This is a genomic window from Anabaena sp. FACHB-1237 (assembly GCF_014696225.1).
Taxonomy (GTDB): Bacteria; Cyanobacteriota; Cyanobacteriia; order Cyanobacteriales; family Nostocaceae; genus FACHB-1237.
The window spans coordinates 163,828-178,773 of the sequence record NZ_JACJPV010000002.1 but is presented as its reverse complement, the minus strand read 5'-3'; the positions used below and the strand labels follow the sequence as shown (position 1 = coordinate 178,773).

The window sequence follows — 14,946 nt, the reverse complement described above, 5'->3', positions numbered from 1 at the left end:
TTATTGATAAAAACCAGGCGTTGCTGAACTCAGGTATGAAATTGAGAAATTCAAAATTTGAAACTTTGCGTCTAACGCAAGTGCTTTGCTGATGCGCGAAATAAATATCATACCCGCTAGTAATTAATGTATTCAGGACTTACGCAACTTGCACATTAGTAGGGTGTGGTTCGACAATCTCACCAACCACGTCAGACAGTATCAATCATGTAAATAACCAAATTGTTAATATCTGACGCACCCGACAACAGATTTTTTGGTGTGACACTTGCGTAAGTCCTAGTATTAAGACAATTACCTGAAGGAATTCCATTAAAAGTAATTAAACCCATTTCTGGACGCAATTATAAGTTAAACAACTATTATTAAGGAAATGATTGGCATGAAATTAATGTAAATGGTCAAAAAGCATATATTATTATTGATTTTGTAGATTTAGATGACTAATAATCATTAATTATATAAATCACAAGAATTAGAGACTCGATTTCTTGAAGAAGTCAGGTCTCTTTATTCTAATTGATGATATGATAAATATTACCTATTTTTTGGTGTAATCATACCACAATGAATTATATTTTTTGGATCGCCGCCCTAGTTACCCTAATTAACTCCATCAGCTTTACAATTTTAATTCCCGTAATTTATCTGTATGGTAAAGAATTTGGATTAAGTGATTTCCATACCAGTTTATTATTTTCTACATACTCCATCGCCCAATTTTTTGCCACTCCAGTGATAGGCAAATTAGCTGATAGATTTGGACGCAAACCATTATTAATTATTAGTTTAGCAGGTACAGTAATTGCTAATAGTATAGCAGGTACAGCTACAACATTTATTCCTCTATTTATGGGGAGATTTTTAGATGGTATTACCGGAGGAAATGTTTCCATTTCTCAAGCTGTTATTACTGATATGAGTACCCACGAAAATCGTGCTAAAGCCTTCGGAATTTATGGTGCAACAATGGGTTTAGGTTTTGTGCTGGGTCCTGTTATCAGTTTATTTGCACAACAGAGATCACTGGGAACAGCATTTTTATTTTCTGCTGGTTTTGCCTTTATTGGCATGATTATTACTATCCTATTTTTACCAGAAACCTTACCTAAAGAAATTAGCAAAAATCAGATCAAGTTTGATATTTTTGATTTAGGTTTAGACAAACTACTTACAGGTTTTTCTATTCCTGGCGTGGGTATTTTACTATTAGTCAACTTTTTAACAGGTACAACATTTACCATGTTTACCTACGCTTTTCAACCATATTTTATTCAAGTGTTGCATCAAAATAAAAATTCCTTAACTTTATTATTTTTATCCTTTGGAGTATTAGCAATTATTATGCAAACCTGCGGGATATCTGTGATGAGTAAAAAACTTAATCCTATGAAAATACTCCTGTTAGGTTTATTTTTTCGCAGTTTATCATTTATGATGATGCCGATCATTCCCCATATTTATTATTTTTTATTAATTAGTATCATGTTTTCTTTGTTTAATGCCTTAGTACAACCAATGATTAGTACATTAATTACTTTCAATTCTCAACCACAAAATCAAGCAATGGTATTAGGATTAAATGTGTCTTATTTGAGTATTGCTAATGGTATTGGTCCAGTAATTGCGGGAATTATAGTTAAACAATCTCAGCCTATTACCTATAGTTATCCTTTATATTTAGCAGGTTTACTAACATTTTGGGTGTTAATCTTAGCTATAGTTACTCGTAAACAGTATAGTAAAACTACATAAAAACTAAAAAAATTAACATAGATCAGTTTCGGTTATTATGAGGTACAGATGTTAATGATAAAACCTTGGTAGTGCGGGCATCTTGCTGTGCTAATAGTGTACCTCATGTAGATGGAATGTGCTCTAAATTTAAGTCATCAGTAATCCTATATGATAGTAGGATTAAAATTGTTTCTGAAATGTCTCATACATACCCTCCTGAGTGAAAGATGCTGTTTTTTTTCAAATTGATTGATTATATTCATTGATTATTTATTAATCGCATATCGGTTAATTAGAATAAAAAAATAATCAGGCTAAGTCTAGTATTGAAGTTTTTGTTTACCATGAATATAAGAAATAGCTGATTATTATGTTTATTAATAATTAACACCTACTAAATTTCACCATTACTAATCACCTATTAAGTTGTTGTGCATTTTTAATGCACAACAGCAAGTCAAAATTGAAGACACTTTCAGGCAACTTTTTTGTGAATTTTAGAATATACAATCTAGCTGCACATCAGCTTATCATGCATTTTTACGCCACCAATCAATAGTATTTTTCAACCCTTCTTTAAATTCTACATTTGCAGTAAAACCAAAGGCTTGTTTTGCTTTTTGGGTGTCTAAACAACGTCTAGGTTGCCCATTGGGTTTATCTGTTTCCCAGACAATTTCCCCTTCATATTCCATCAATTCACAAATTAAGGTAATTAAATCTTTGATGGAAATTTCATAACCGGTTCCTAAGTTCACGGGTTCACTATCATTATAAAATTGTGTACCCATGACAATACCTCGTGCTGCATCGGTAGAATATAAAAATTCACGGGTAGGAGAACCATCTCCCCACACAGGAATTTGTTTTTCTCCTTGTAATTGTGCTTCTTGAACTTTACGAATTAATGCTGGAATTACGTGGGAACTTTGAGGATCAAAATTATCTTCTGGTCCATACAAATTTACTGGTAAAAGATAAATACCGTTAAATCCATATTGTTGACGATAAGATTGTAATTGCACTAAAAGAGCTTTTTTTGCAACTCCATAGGGTGCATTTGTTTCTTCTGGATAGCCATTCCAAAGATCATCTTCTTTAAATGGTACAGGTGTAAATTTAGGATAGGCGCAAATTGTACCGACACAGGTGAATTTTTCCACTCCTGCTTGATATGCAGCGTGAATTAATTGCGTTCCCATGATTAAATTATCATAGAATAGTTCACCAGGTTTTTCTCTATTTAAACCTATACCACCTACATGGGCTGCTAGATGAATAATTACGTCTTGATTTTCTACTGCACGTTGACAATTTTCCCAAGTTCGTAAGTCACAATCACGCGATCGCACTACTGTAATTTTCTCACGGTTTGCGCCATTTTTACATAATTGATCTATCACTTGGCGACCTAAAAAACCAGCACCACCGGTTACTAAAATCCGTTTTGTTTCTAATTCTAATTTCCTCATAATTCCATCTATTTTCTATTAGTTTCAATTTGGGAAAGTACGGAGTATGTTTGATGTTTTTCGGGTTTAGCAGTGCTTATTGGTGTCAATTTAAGGTACAAATGCCTTATTTGTTTGGCTTTTACACCCGCCATGAAATGAATTATGGCATACCCCAGGCTGCGCCATCATTCCTAGTCAGTCCATGCACGTTAACTTAACACGAATCAGCAATTTACTTTACCCATACATAGTAATACCTAAAAATGTATACCTAAATTTTCACGAACAGTAGCTATATCTTGGAATTTTAATGAACCATTAGCATTAGGCGAAGTACATCCTAAAGCCTGTAAGTCAGCTTCTACCATTAAATACACTAGTTCTTTGAATGTTACTGAAGGTTTCCATCCTAGTTTTTGCTGTGCTTTAGTGGGATCACCAATTAATAAATCTACTTCCGCAGGTCTTAAATAACGTTGATCAAATTCAACATAATCTTCCCAATTTAGATTTGCATAATTAAATGCTAACTCTAAAAACTCTTTCACAGAATGCGTTTCTCCTGTAGCAATTACATAATCATCTGGATATTCTTTTTGTAACATCATCCACATGGCTTTTACGTAATCTTTCGCATAGCCCCAATCTCGTTTTGCGTCTAAATTGCCCATATACAGCTTTTTCTGCTTGCCAGCGACAATTTTAGCTACTGCTCTACTAATTTTGCGTGTAACAAAAGTTTCTCCTCGACGCGGTGATTCGTGATTAAATAGAATACCATTACAAGCAAATAAGTTATAAGATTCACGATAGTTTACAGTTTGCCAATGGGCGTAAACTTTAGCACATGCGTAGGGACTACGGGGATAAAAAGGAGTAGTTTCGCTTTGAGGTACTGCTTGAACCAAACCATACATTTCTGAAGAACCAGCTTGATAAAAGCGTACTTCAATTCCTGTGCGACTTTGATAATCACGGACAGCTTCTAGTAAGCGTAGTGTTCCCATACCTACAGAATCAACAGTATATTCTGGAGAGTCAAAGCTGACTCTAACATGAGATTGTGCGCCTAAATTATAAATTTCCGTAGGTTGGACTTCTTCTAAAATGCGGCGGAGGGTAGTACCATCGGTTAAATCACCATAGTGAAGTAATAGGTTTACTCCTTCATTGTGAGGATCTTCATAGATATGATCAATGCGATCTGTGTTAAAGGTAGAAGTACGACGGATAATACCATGTACTTGATAACCTTTTTCTATTAAAAATTCACTTAAATAGGAACCATCTTGACCTGTTATACCGGTAATTAAAGCTATTTTTTGTTGACTCATTATTAAAATACCTCTTAATTGTGTGTAAATTGCTGATCTCAGGAACAGATCATGAGAACCAGAAATAAGGGTTTTGCCTATTAACTACTTTTTGGTAGACTAGTTATATCATAATGAGATTGCGATCATCTCAATATAGGTAACTGAGTTTAATAGTATAAACGATAATCCTAATCTTATATTTGATCTTCGGTCTTGAGGTGATCTGGGACTGATCAGTTCTTTCCTATAATTTGGTTAAAGGCAGTATTTCACTATACAATATACTTAGGCAAGAGTTGTGAGAGAAATGTAAATAAATGTAAAACCTTTTATGGCCGTCCGGTAAGTCACTGACTGCGGTAGTCTAGTCAATGTTAATGTATTACCTGGTTTGACATTTTGTTTTATGACTTCAGTTTTTAGTTCTGCGCGTGTTATTCGTATTGGTTCAAGAAAGAGCCAACTTGCTTTGGTTCAAACTCACTGGGTACGCGATCAATTACAACAAGCCTATCCTGATATCAAATTTGAAATTCATACTATGTCTACTCAAGGAGATAATATTCTGGATGTAGCATTGGCTAAAATTGGTGATAAGGGATTATTTACTAAAGAGTTGGAATTGGGGATGATCAATAATGAGGTGGACTTTGCAGTTCATTCTCTCAAAGATTTACCTACTAAGCTACCTGATGGGTTAATTTTAGCAGCTATTACCGAGCGGGAAAACCCGGCAGATGCAGTGGTATTACATGAAAAGTATAAAGGTTCAACTTTGGCTAGTTTACCTGTTGGTGCGGTAATTGGGACTTCTTCTTTACGAAGATTAGCGCAATTAAGAAATAAGTTCCCCCATTTTACTTTTAAAGATGTGCGCGGTAATTTAAATACACGCATGACTAAATTAGATAGTGGTGATTACGATGCATTAATTTTGGCGGTAGCTGGTTTGGAAAGACTAGGTATGAGCGATCGCATACATCAAATTTTAGATCCAGAAATTTCTCTCCATGCAGTAGGCCAAGGTGCTTTAGGTATAGAGTGTCGTGCTAATGACACGGAAGTGATTTCTATTCTCAAAGCTATTGAACATCCAGAAACACGCGATCGCTGTTTAGCAGAAAGAGCTTTCTTAAGAGATTTAGAAGGTGGTTGTCAAGTCCCTATTGGTGTAAATACGGAAATTAGTGGTGATAACAATGAAAATTTAACACTAACTGGTATTGTAGCTAGTGTAGATGGTCAAAATATTGTCAAAAATACCGTTTCTGGTTTAGCGAAAAATGCGGAAAGTTTAGGTACAGAATTAGCTACTATTTTACGCAGCCAAGGTGCTACAGAAATATTAGAAACAATATTTACTGAGATTCAACGCGGATCATAAAATCATAGTTGACATTTAACAGGTAAAATAACATACTTTACCAATCATCAATTACCAATTACCAATTACCATGCGAATATTATTTGTAGCAGCTGAAGCCGCCCCTATTGCTAAAGTAGGTGGTATGGGCGATGTTGTGGGTGCATTACCTAAATTCCTCCGCCAAATGGGGCATGATGTGAGAATTTTTCTGCCCTACTATGGTTTTCTCCCTGATAAAATGTCAATCCCTAGTGAACCTATTTGGAAGGGATACGCCATGTTTCAGGACTTTTCTGTGTATGAGTCCGTGCTTCCTGGTACTGATGTTCCTTTGTATTTATTTGGACATTCTGCTTTTACACCTCGACGAATTTACTCAGGAGAAGATGAAGATTGGCGCTTTACCTTATTTGCCAATGGGGCGGCGGAATTTGCGTGGAATTACTGGAAACCAGAGATTATACATTGTCATGATTGGCACACAGGTATGATTCCAGTGTGGATGCACCAAGATCCTGATATTACTACTGTATTTACCATCCATAACCTAGCCTATCAAGGTCCTTGGAAGTGGTATTTAGAGAAAATTACCTGGTGTCCCTGGTATATGCAAGGACATAATACTATGGCGGCGGCAGTACAGTATGCAGATCGAGTGAATACCGTTTCTCCAACCTACGCGGAACAAATAAAAACCCCTGCCTATGGTGAACAAATAGAAGGTTTACTATCTTTTATTAGTGGTAAACTATCAGGGATTATTAATGGCATAGATACGGAAGTCTATGATCCAGAAAATGATAAATATATCACTCAAACCTTTACACCAGAAACCTTAGACCTGCGTAAAGCTAATAAGATATCTTTGCAAGAAGAGGTGGGTTTAGAAGTAAATTCTCAAGCCTTTTTAATGGGAATGGTAACGAGATTGGTAGAACAAAAAGGGCTAGATTTAATTATCCAAATTCTAGACCGTTTTATGGCGTATACTGATGCCCAATTTGTGTTATTGGGAACAGGCGATCGCTATTATGAAACACAAATGTGGCAATTAGCCTCCCGTTATCCTGGACGTATGGCCACCTATTTGTTATATAACGATCCCCTTTCCCGTCGTATTTACGCTGGTACAGATGCCTTTTTAATGCCTAGTCGTTTTGAACCTTGCGGTATTAGTCAAATGATGGCTTTACGCTATGGTTCAGTTCCTATAGTGCGTCGTACAGGTGGATTAGTGGATACAGTAAGTCATCACGATCCAATTAATAACGCAGGTACAGGTTATTGTTTTGATCGTTATGAACCTTTAGATTTATTTACCTGTATGATTCGCGCTTGGGAAGGTTTCCGCTACAAACCGCAGTGGCAAGAACTCCAACAACGAGGTATGAACGAAAACTTCAGTTGGTATGAATCAGCAAAACAATATGTAAAACTTTACCGTTCTATATACAGTTTACCAGCAGAAGAACCAACACAAGAAAGCGAAGCAGTAGTTAGTCAATCTTAATTAAGACTAACTTTGAATAACAAGATCCCCACTTCCCAAAGAAGTCGGGGATCTGAAATTTGAGAGTCAATTACTAATTAAGCTGAAATCCAGATACCATGAAACCCATAAGGTACACGCTGAGGAATAATTACCCGCGCTACTGGTTCACTGGTGATATCTTGGGCATTGATCACAACTAGTTCTGATGTTTGTACATTTTCATCATGAACAAATGTTATCAACCATCCCGCATCTTCCCCAATACCATGAATAGCAGGTGCAAATACGGTTTCTCCACCATAGCGGTTTTTCCCAAAGTAATGAACTTCCGACGTACCATGATCCAAATCGTATTTAATAACACCCTCAAATAACGGAATTTCACTATTTGCCATTTTTCCTACATAACCATAGCGGTTTTTTCGTCCTACCAGGTTTTCATTAATACGGGGAAAATCTCCTGGTGTGTCATCGAGTCTTTCCTCAATAACTGTACCTGTGCTGAGATTAAAACGCCAACGATGTAACCTAGCAGTATCTTCTTGGAGATCACGGTATGTATCATCAGTCACTAAAACATTAGTAGATTTCATGCGACAAGCAATAAGTACCACTTCATCCCCAACTTCGTAAGCATTGAGAGTATGGAAGACGTAACAAGGAGGACATTCAAACCAGCGAATCTGACTATTATCACCATGACGTGGTAAAATACCAAAGCGACTGGGGCGATCGCTTTCAAACATCATTAAAGGTTCTCCTCTCTGCATCCTTTCAAAACTAAATGTCAGAGGTAAATCCATAAAAATAGTATAATTTTCCGTAACGGCGAAATCGTGCATCATTACCGCCATTGGTATTTCTATGGGTACAGTTGACAATAACTCACCCTGGGCCGAAACTACAGAATATTTGACGAATGGGGGTTCAATACCATAACCGAAAAACATCATCTCTCCAGTGACAGGATCTACCTTGGGATGGGCGGTAAAAGCGGATACTAGCTGATTATTAAAGGTATATTCGCCAATAGTGCTTAAATCAGGAATACTAATGTGATGAGGCGCACCTCCTTCCCATGATGCTAAAAGTTGTCCATTATGCCATACTAGTGCTGTATTAGCAGTATTTTTACTGATACCATAGGGATTATCAACTTGGGGAGGTTCTAAAAGTCCAGTCCAGATAGCTTTTCCCGCTTGATGTTCTAATTCCCATCCTTGAGTTCTGACGTAGCGATTACGATAAGTAGCTTTACTGTTATGAATTTCCACACCATGTAACATTCCATCACCATCAAACCAGTGATATTGACCAATAGGAGTCATTTGCGGGTTGGGACCATTGCGGACAAACATCCCTGATAGTTCTGGTGGTAATTCTCCTATGACTTTTAGGGTATCACTAGTGATTTCTGTGTCAATAGGGGCAAAATTGCCTTGTAAATAGGGATTTATGGCTGTTGATGCTATTGTCATAATTGGACAGATGTTGTAATATTTCTTTACTTAACATTACTTAATATACACTAGAAAAGATCCCGGACTTCTTTAAGAAGTCCGGGATCTGAGTCTCATATACTTGATTAAGATTGATTTTTTTGTTATGAAATACGATATTAATAGTCAATTAAACCTTAATTTAGGTAATGCAGAAATTAGTCCTAATTTACAACTGAAAACAATTACTATACCTGATGGAGAATTGATATTTTCCCCTAATTATTTCACACAGGAAGAAAGCAATATTTTCTATGAAAATTTGTTAACAGAAGTGAATTGGCGACAGGATAAAATTAAATTATATGGCAAAGAAATGGATATTCCTAGATTAACGGCATGGTATGGAGATGATGGTAAATGTTATACTTATTCTCGCATTACCATGAGTCCAAATCCCTGGATACCTGGGTTAATTTCTATTAAGAATAAAGTGGAGAAAGTTGTAGATGTGTGCTTTAATAGTGTGTTGATAAATTTGTATCGTCATGGTCAAGATAGCATGGCTTGGCATTCGGATGATGAACCAGAATTAGGGAGAAATCCGGTTATTGCTTCAGTTACTTTTGGTGGTGCAAGAAAGTTTAAATTAAGACATAAGTTTAATAAAGGTTTGGATAAGGTGGAGTTAGTTTTAAATCATGGTAGTTTGTTGATTATGCAGGGTACAACTCAGGAATATTGGCAACATCAAATCCCTAAGACTGCTAAGGTTATTAGTCCTAGAATTAATTTAACTTTTAGAGTTATTCAATGAGTTTAGGAGGAGAATCAAATATTGAATAATTATTCAATTTTAATAAGTAACTGTTACTAAACAATCTTTGATAAAATCAATATCAAACAAATAATACGCCATTTTTAACTTAGAACAAGCAGGAATGGCTACCTCTGTTCCTAACCTAGCTAAAAACACCGCTTGATTATTATCAATAATTCAAGATTTATGTTATAGTGTACTCAAATGTACACAATTTATAAATTCACTATTATGGAAATCCAATCTGTAGGAATCAAAGAATTTCGCGCCAATTTACACAAATACACACAACAGACCTCTGAACCAATCGCAATTACTTCTCATGGAGTCCCAATAGGTTACTATATACCAACACAACCTACTCCTCAAAAACAAGATTTAATGGCTTTACAACAAGCAGTACAAAAAATCAAACAATTGCTCGAAACAAGAGGTATGAGTGAAGATGAATTATTTGCCGATTTTCAGAATGCTAGAGAAAGTACAATATAACGATGAGAAAGTTAATTGTTTTAGATACCAATATTCTGATTCGGGCGGTATTAGCAGAACGTGTTCCCAACTTATTAGACAAATACAATTATAACTGTAGTTTTGTTACTCCTGCTTCTTGCTATGATGAGTTAAATGAGCATTTACCCAAAATTTTACAAAAACGCGATCTTCCTTTAGATCCTTTCTTAAGTGCTATGGAAAAACTAACAAAGGTGGTTATACCAATAGCTGAAGAAATTTATAGTGAATATGAGTATGATGCTAAACGACGAATACAAAAAAGAGATATAAAAGACTGGACAACAGTAGCTCTTGCACTATCTTTAAGTTGTCCAATATGGACGGAAGATCAAGATTTTTTTGGAATTGGAATTGCTACATGGAATACTCAAAATGTAGAGATTTATTTAGGTAGTAATTAATCTCGTAGTTGAACGAATAACAATATAATTTTATTCCATTAAACCACAAAATCAAACAAACAATGTGCCATTTCCAATTTAGAACAAGCCGGAATTTCTATCTTTCTCCCCTGTTTATCTAAAAACACCGCTTCATTATTATCACTCCCAAAACCACGATCAATTTTATCAATAGGATTAGCAACGATCGCATCTAATTTTTTTCTCTGTAATTTTTCCAGTGCTGGAGTAATAATATCTCCCGTTTGTGCTGCAAAACCAATTAATATTTGCTGGGGTTGTTTATGATTACTCAATTGGGCAATTATATCCGGTACTTGCACCAAAGGCAGATTTTCTGGAAGCGATCGCTTGGGCAATTTTTGACTACTATAATCTCTTGGTTTCACATCTGCAACCGCCGCAGACATAATAATCATATCTGCATCCTGCATATTTTCTAACATTACTCGCTGCATTTCTTCGGCACTCATTACAGCTATTCCTTTCACTCCCAAAGGTACTGGCCAATTCGCTGCACCATGAACTAATGTCACCTTTGCTCCTCTATGTAATGCTGCTTGTGCCAATGCTAACCCCATTTTACCCGTTGATGGATTACCAATAAACCGTACAGGATCTAAATATTCCCGTGTCCCTCCCGCACTAATTAATATTTGTTTACCTATTAGGTCTTTTTTACCTTGGGTATGTAACAATGATTGAATATAAGTTAGTATTTCTGCGGGTTCTGCCATTCTTCCCGCACCAATGCGATCGCACGCTAATAAACCAGAACCAGTTTCAATACCATAAAAACGACTATTTGTCAATAGCTCCTGCCAATTTTTTTGGACTGTGGACTGTTCCCACATATCAGTATTCATTGCAGGTGCTAACAATACAGGACAAGTAGAAGCTAATACTGTATTAGTTAATAAATTATCTGCCATACCATAGTTTAATTTAGCCAAAGTATTAGCAGTTAAAGGGGCAATCACAATTAAATCAGCCCATTCTCCTAACTCGATGTGTAATGGACGTGAATATATTGGTTGCCAAAAATCCGCATCTGTATAGGACTGATGACGAGATAAAGTAGCTAATGTTAAGGGAGTGATGAATTTTTGGGCGGAATTACTCAGGACAACTCGCACTTCTACGTCAGACTGAAATAATTTAGAGACTAATTCACAGACTTTGTAAGCAGCAATACCACCGCCTACAGCGATGACGACTTTTTTTGATTGGGGATTTATATATGATTGCATTATGTCTTTATGTTATTGAATATTTTATTTAATACTTCTTTGGGGACTTGATCTTCAGGAATGGGAAATCCATGATAGGTTGGATAACCTTGTTCATCAAAGGTATTATCTGAATGAAACACATAAAATTGATCTGTTTCCTTATGGAAACCATAGCATTTTTGACTATTTTCGTTACTACTATGTACAGAAAGATTTAAGACTTTTTGAGCTTCTTCATCTGTTAAATTCATAGGAGTACCTTTTTCCCAATGACCTAAAAGATCATGTTTATTAGAAGAAATCTTATAACGAGGGCATATTTTTCTAGCCTGTTTAATTTCAGTTAAATTATTGATTATTCGAGCCTCTTTGGAATTTGTACCATCTTGAAATTCAACTTCAATGTTTTCCTGAATAAAATCAGGGTGATTTTGTAAACTAATTAATATTCCTTCCAGTTTAGTAGCACCAGCTAATGAACTTGATGAAACATCTTGTCTTTGATAATGACATTGACAATTATTGATTAAACCCTGTACATCTATAAAAGGTCCTTTTCTTAAAAGTCTCAGTAAAATCATAGCGATTTTTTGCTGATCAGATTTTTTCGATTTAATAGTATTTAAAATCCATTGATTAACTGTTAAATCATGAGAGAGTTTTTGACAGGAAAAAGTACTATGGGTTTGAATAGGATCACCATTTTGAATAACACTGATTTCTTGAATAATGTCTAAAATATTTTTCATTAATTCATCAGCTTTATAATCATTTGCAGCTTGTCCAATAAAAGAAAGTTCATTAATTAAAAAGTGCATTTATAGTAACTCCATTAAATCTTTTTCAGCTTGATCAAAAAAACCATCAGGCCATTTATCAATCCCTCCATCTGGATAAATTTGAGGAGTAGTAATTTTTGTGGTTGGTTGTCCTTTTTTTAAATATCTTTCAAAGTAGTTAATTTGTACTTTATCAGCCTCAAGTTTTTTATATCTTACTGCTTTCCGAATACCATTGAGAACATGATCACTATGAGTTTCTAATATTATTTGAATACCACAACTTGCTGCTAATGCAATTAATTCTCCCATCTTAGATTGTCCTCTAGGATGAAGATGTGCTTCTGGGTTTTCTAGCAAAATCAATGTATCTGAACTAGCTGATAATATAGCAACAATAATCGGTAAAGTATAAGTAATCCCAAATCCTACATTAGTTGAACGATAGGAATTATTATCTTCGTAAGAATATTGTAAACTTGCTATATCCATCCCTGGATGTAGTTCTATATCAACTCTTGTTCCAGGAATAATTTCTCCTAACCAGGCTTCAACTTGAATTTTTAAAATATCAGATTTTGCTGATGGATGTGATAGGCGATTATGGGGAATTTTTTTATATTCATTTATGGATAGAAAATGGGGAGTAAATTCACCTTGACTGCCAATTTGTTGATGTTGTCTAACTTTAAAATCGGACATTTGGAAATAATTTCTAGGTGCTATTCTTTCAGCTTTTAAGTAATGAAAATTATCGTTAAAAAGTCCTGATTTATAAATTTCTACATCAATCGCTAAATCATTCATTATGGGAGATAGTCGCATTATATCTGATTGACGATCACAATCAAAAATCCAAGTACCTTTAATATTATTATCATTATTCATGACAATTTCTAAAGTTATCAAATCCTCTTTAGCTCTCTTGAAAAGTGCATCTTGTCCAGTACCTATAGATACTAAATCACCGTTTAATGCTAAACCTACTCTATCTAATAACTCATCCTGTAAACAAGATTGACGTAATAGTAGTAGAGATTGCAATACAGACGATTTACCAGTGCTATTTAAGCCAGCCAGTAAAGTTAATGGCTTTAAAGAAAAAGACTGATTTTCAAATGGCTTAAAATTTTTTAAAGTTAAAGAACTTAACATGATAAAACCTCTTGTACTATTTGATTAACTTGTTCAAACCTATATTGAACTTTACTAGATGCTTGAGAGACAGATTTAAGGAAATTAGGATCATCTTTCATCTTTTGTCTAAATTTTTCTTTTAATATTTCTTTATTCTGGATTAATGTTTCAATTTGTTGTGGATTTAATTGACTGAAAGTAACTGACCAAGATTCAAAAAGAGATTTATTTACAGGAGAGCTTAAAGATTTGCGAAAAGCAGTATTTTCAAAAATATTATAAGCTGCTTTCATTGCTATAGTAAATTGGTTTTCTATTGTTTGTATCCAATTAGAGTCTAGTTTATTTAATTTTTTCATAGCTTCATGTAAAAAATAGTTACGACCTTTATTTAATGGATAATCGTTATAATGGGTTAGAGTGAAAGCAATAAAACCCAATACAAATTCATGATCATCCATACGTTGTTTTTTCTTTTTACTTAGATTTACTACTCTTGTAAATTCTGGTAATTCAGCAAATCTTTTGAGAATTTGTATGGGTTTACCTGGATTCATTGCTTGGCGGAGTTCTTGATTATTCAGAGGTAGTCCTCCTGTGTTAATTCGTTGAAAAATATTATATTTAACTTCATCAGGAGTTCCAGGTTCAATTAAATAAACTGTTAATTCTGTTTCATCTATTCGTCTTTGATAATGACGTGGTAAATCATCATATTTCTTATTTTCTAAATCTTTTAGAAATTGTAAACCAGTTAACTTAAGAGCTTTATTTTTCGTATTTTTACCTTCTTCCTTATTCAGAAGAAACTCTTTAAAGGTACTAATTCTTTGTAAACCATCTATAACTATCCATTTATCATCATTAGTTGCGTCTATATAAAATGCTGGAAGCGGAATCCGAATCAAAAGAGACTCAATTAAACGACTTTTTGCTATATTTGTCCAAATGTCTGCTTGACGTTGAAAATCAGGAGCTAGATCAATTTCATCATGCTTAATTCTTTTAAGAAGCAGATCCATTGTCATAGGTTTAGTTTTAACCCTAATTTTTGTAGGGTCAAATGGTTCTAAATTTTCATCATCATCATCTTCAAATTTAAACTCATTTTCTAAATCATCTTCTTGATCTAGTAATTCTATCTGTTGACTATGATTATTAAATATATTTGTTTCCATCAGTGCAACCTTAAATCTCAAATATACATACAAAAAATAATTGTAAGGTGTATTAGAGCCTAAGCCAGCAATTAAGAGA

At 34.6% G+C, this 14,946-nt stretch carries 13 protein-coding genes; 6 read left to right on the top strand and 7 right to left on the bottom strand.

Annotated features, from left to right (window positions below; translation table 11 throughout):
* The first annotated feature begins 567 nt into the window (after nucleotides 1–567).
* Nucleotides 568–1,755: an MFS transporter gene (locus tag H6F32_RS01665; RefSeq protein WP_190367597.1), complete on the top strand. Its 1,188-nt coding sequence runs from the start codon at nucleotides 568–570 to the stop codon at nucleotides 1,753–1,755.
* A gap of 512 nt (nucleotides 1,756–2,267) precedes the next feature.
* On the opposite strand, the gene H6F32_RS01660 is transcribed toward H6F32_RS01665, so the two are convergent.
* Nucleotides 2,268–3,209 carry a GDP-L-fucose synthase gene (locus H6F32_RS01660; RefSeq protein ID WP_190367596.1) on the bottom strand — a complete coding sequence of 314 codons (942 nt, stop codon included), beginning with the start codon at nucleotides 3,207–3,209 and terminating at the stop codon, nucleotides 2,268–2,270.
* Nucleotides 3,210–3,448: 239 nt separating this feature from the next.
* A complete protein-coding gene (gene gmd, locus H6F32_RS01655) occupies nucleotides 3,449–4,525 on the bottom strand; it encodes a GDP-mannose 4,6-dehydratase (protein ID WP_190367595.1) in 1,077 nt (358 codons plus the stop codon).
* A gap of 388 nt (nucleotides 4,526–4,913) precedes the next feature.
* On the opposite strand from gmd, the gene hemC reads away from it, so the two are divergent.
* Together hemC and glgA are read left to right on the top strand one after the other, a co-directional pair.
* Nucleotides 4,914–5,891 (top strand): hydroxymethylbilane synthase, encoded by a 978-nt coding sequence (gene hemC / locus H6F32_RS01650; protein ID WP_190367594.1) that lies wholly within the window; start codon nucleotides 4,914–4,916, stop codon nucleotides 5,889–5,891.
* 70 nt (nucleotides 5,892–5,961) lie between these two features.
* Nucleotides 5,962–7,383: a glycogen synthase GlgA gene (gene glgA, locus H6F32_RS01645; RefSeq protein ID WP_190367593.1), complete on the top strand. Its 1,422-nt coding sequence runs from the start codon at nucleotides 5,962–5,964 to the stop codon at nucleotides 7,381–7,383.
* Between the two features lie 77 nt (nucleotides 7,384–7,460).
* Here the strand turns inward: glgA and H6F32_RS01640 are convergent, their stop codons facing one another.
* Nucleotides 7,461–8,837, bottom strand: coding sequence for a carotenoid oxygenase family protein (locus tag H6F32_RS01640; RefSeq protein WP_190367644.1), 1,377 nt, complete (start codon nucleotides 8,835–8,837; stop codon nucleotides 7,461–7,463).
* Between the two features lie 133 nt (nucleotides 8,838–8,970).
* Between H6F32_RS01640 and H6F32_RS01635 the strand changes: the two genes are divergently transcribed.
* The 3 genes from H6F32_RS01635 to H6F32_RS01625 all read left to right on the top strand — a co-directional run bounded on the left by H6F32_RS01635 (nucleotide 8,971) and on the right by H6F32_RS01625 (nucleotide 10,541).
* A complete protein-coding gene (locus H6F32_RS01635; RefSeq protein ID WP_190367592.1) occupies nucleotides 8,971–9,621 on the top strand; it encodes an alpha-ketoglutarate-dependent dioxygenase AlkB in 651 nt (216 codons plus the stop codon).
* A gap of 234 nt (nucleotides 9,622–9,855) precedes the next feature.
* Entirely contained in the window at nucleotides 9,856–10,116 is a 261-nt protein-coding gene (locus tag H6F32_RS01630; RefSeq protein WP_190367591.1) for a type II toxin-antitoxin system Phd/YefM family antitoxin, read from the top strand.
* A 2-nt stretch (nucleotides 10,117–10,118) separates the two neighbouring features.
* A complete protein-coding gene (locus H6F32_RS01625) occupies nucleotides 10,119–10,541 on the top strand; it encodes a PIN domain-containing protein (RefSeq protein ID WP_190367590.1) in 423 nt (140 codons plus the stop codon).
* Nucleotides 10,542–10,579: 38 nt separating this feature from the next.
* Here H6F32_RS01625 and coaBC read toward each other — a convergent pair whose 3' ends face one another.
* The 4 genes from coaBC to H6F32_RS01605 are packed head-to-tail and all read right to left on the bottom strand — an operon-like array spanning nucleotide 10,580 to nucleotide 14,867.
* Nucleotides 10,580–11,791, bottom strand: a complete 1,212-nt coding sequence (coaBC, locus tag H6F32_RS01620; protein ID WP_190367589.1) for a bifunctional phosphopantothenoylcysteine decarboxylase/phosphopantothenate--cysteine ligase CoaBC — start codon at nucleotides 11,789–11,791, stop codon at nucleotides 10,580–10,582.
* Nucleotides 11,791–12,591 (bottom strand): hypothetical protein, encoded by an 801-nt coding sequence (locus H6F32_RS01615; RefSeq protein WP_190367588.1) that lies wholly within the window; start codon nucleotides 12,589–12,591, stop codon nucleotides 11,791–11,793. Before H6F32_RS01615 ends, coaBC begins: the two co-directional genes overlap by 1 nt.
* A complete protein-coding gene (locus H6F32_RS01610; RefSeq protein ID WP_190367587.1) occupies nucleotides 12,592–13,707 on the bottom strand; it encodes a DUF3696 domain-containing protein in 1,116 nt (371 codons plus the stop codon).
* Nucleotides 13,701–14,867, bottom strand: a complete 1,167-nt coding sequence (locus tag H6F32_RS01605; RefSeq protein ID WP_190367586.1) for a DUF262 domain-containing protein — start codon at nucleotides 14,865–14,867, stop codon at nucleotides 13,701–13,703. The genes H6F32_RS01610 and H6F32_RS01605 overlap by 7 nt, the downstream gene beginning before the upstream one ends.
* Nucleotides 14,868–14,946: the final 79 nt, after the last annotated feature.

Coding starts and splice junctions, on each gene's coding strand:
- H6F32_RS01665 (WP_190367597.1), top strand. CDS start 568: ATGAATTATATTTTTTGGATCGCCGCCCTAGTTACCCTAATTAACTCC.
- H6F32_RS01660 (WP_190367596.1), bottom strand. CDS start 3,209: ATGAGGAAATTAGAATTAGAAACAAAACGGATTTTAGTAACCGGTGGT.
- gmd (WP_190367595.1), bottom strand. CDS start 4,525: ATGAGTCAACAAAAAATAGCTTTAATTACCGGTATAACAGGTCAAGAT.
- hemC (WP_190367594.1), top strand. CDS start 4,914: ATGACTTCAGTTTTTAGTTCTGCGCGTGTTATTCGTATTGGTTCAAGA.
- glgA (WP_190367593.1), top strand. CDS start 5,962: ATGCGAATATTATTTGTAGCAGCTGAAGCCGCCCCTATTGCTAAAGTA.
- H6F32_RS01635 (WP_190367592.1), top strand. CDS start 8,971: ATGAAATACGATATTAATAGTCAATTAAACCTTAATTTAGGTAATGCA.
- H6F32_RS01630 (WP_190367591.1), top strand. CDS start 9,856: ATGGAAATCCAATCTGTAGGAATCAAAGAATTTCGCGCCAATTTACAC.
- H6F32_RS01625 (WP_190367590.1), top strand. CDS start 10,119: ATGAGAAAGTTAATTGTTTTAGATACCAATATTCTGATTCGGGCGGTA.
- coaBC (WP_190367589.1), bottom strand. CDS start 11,791: ATGCAATCATATATAAATCCCCAATCAAAAAAAGTCGTCATCGCTGTA.
- H6F32_RS01615 (WP_190367588.1), bottom strand. CDS start 12,591: ATGCACTTTTTAATTAATGAACTTTCTTTTATTGGACAAGCTGCAAAT.
- H6F32_RS01610 (WP_190367587.1), bottom strand. CDS start 13,707: ATGTTAAGTTCTTTAACTTTAAAAAATTTTAAGCCATTTGAAAATCAG.
- H6F32_RS01605 (WP_190367586.1), bottom strand. CDS start 14,867: ATGGAAACAAATATATTTAATAATCATAGTCAACAGATAGAATTACTA.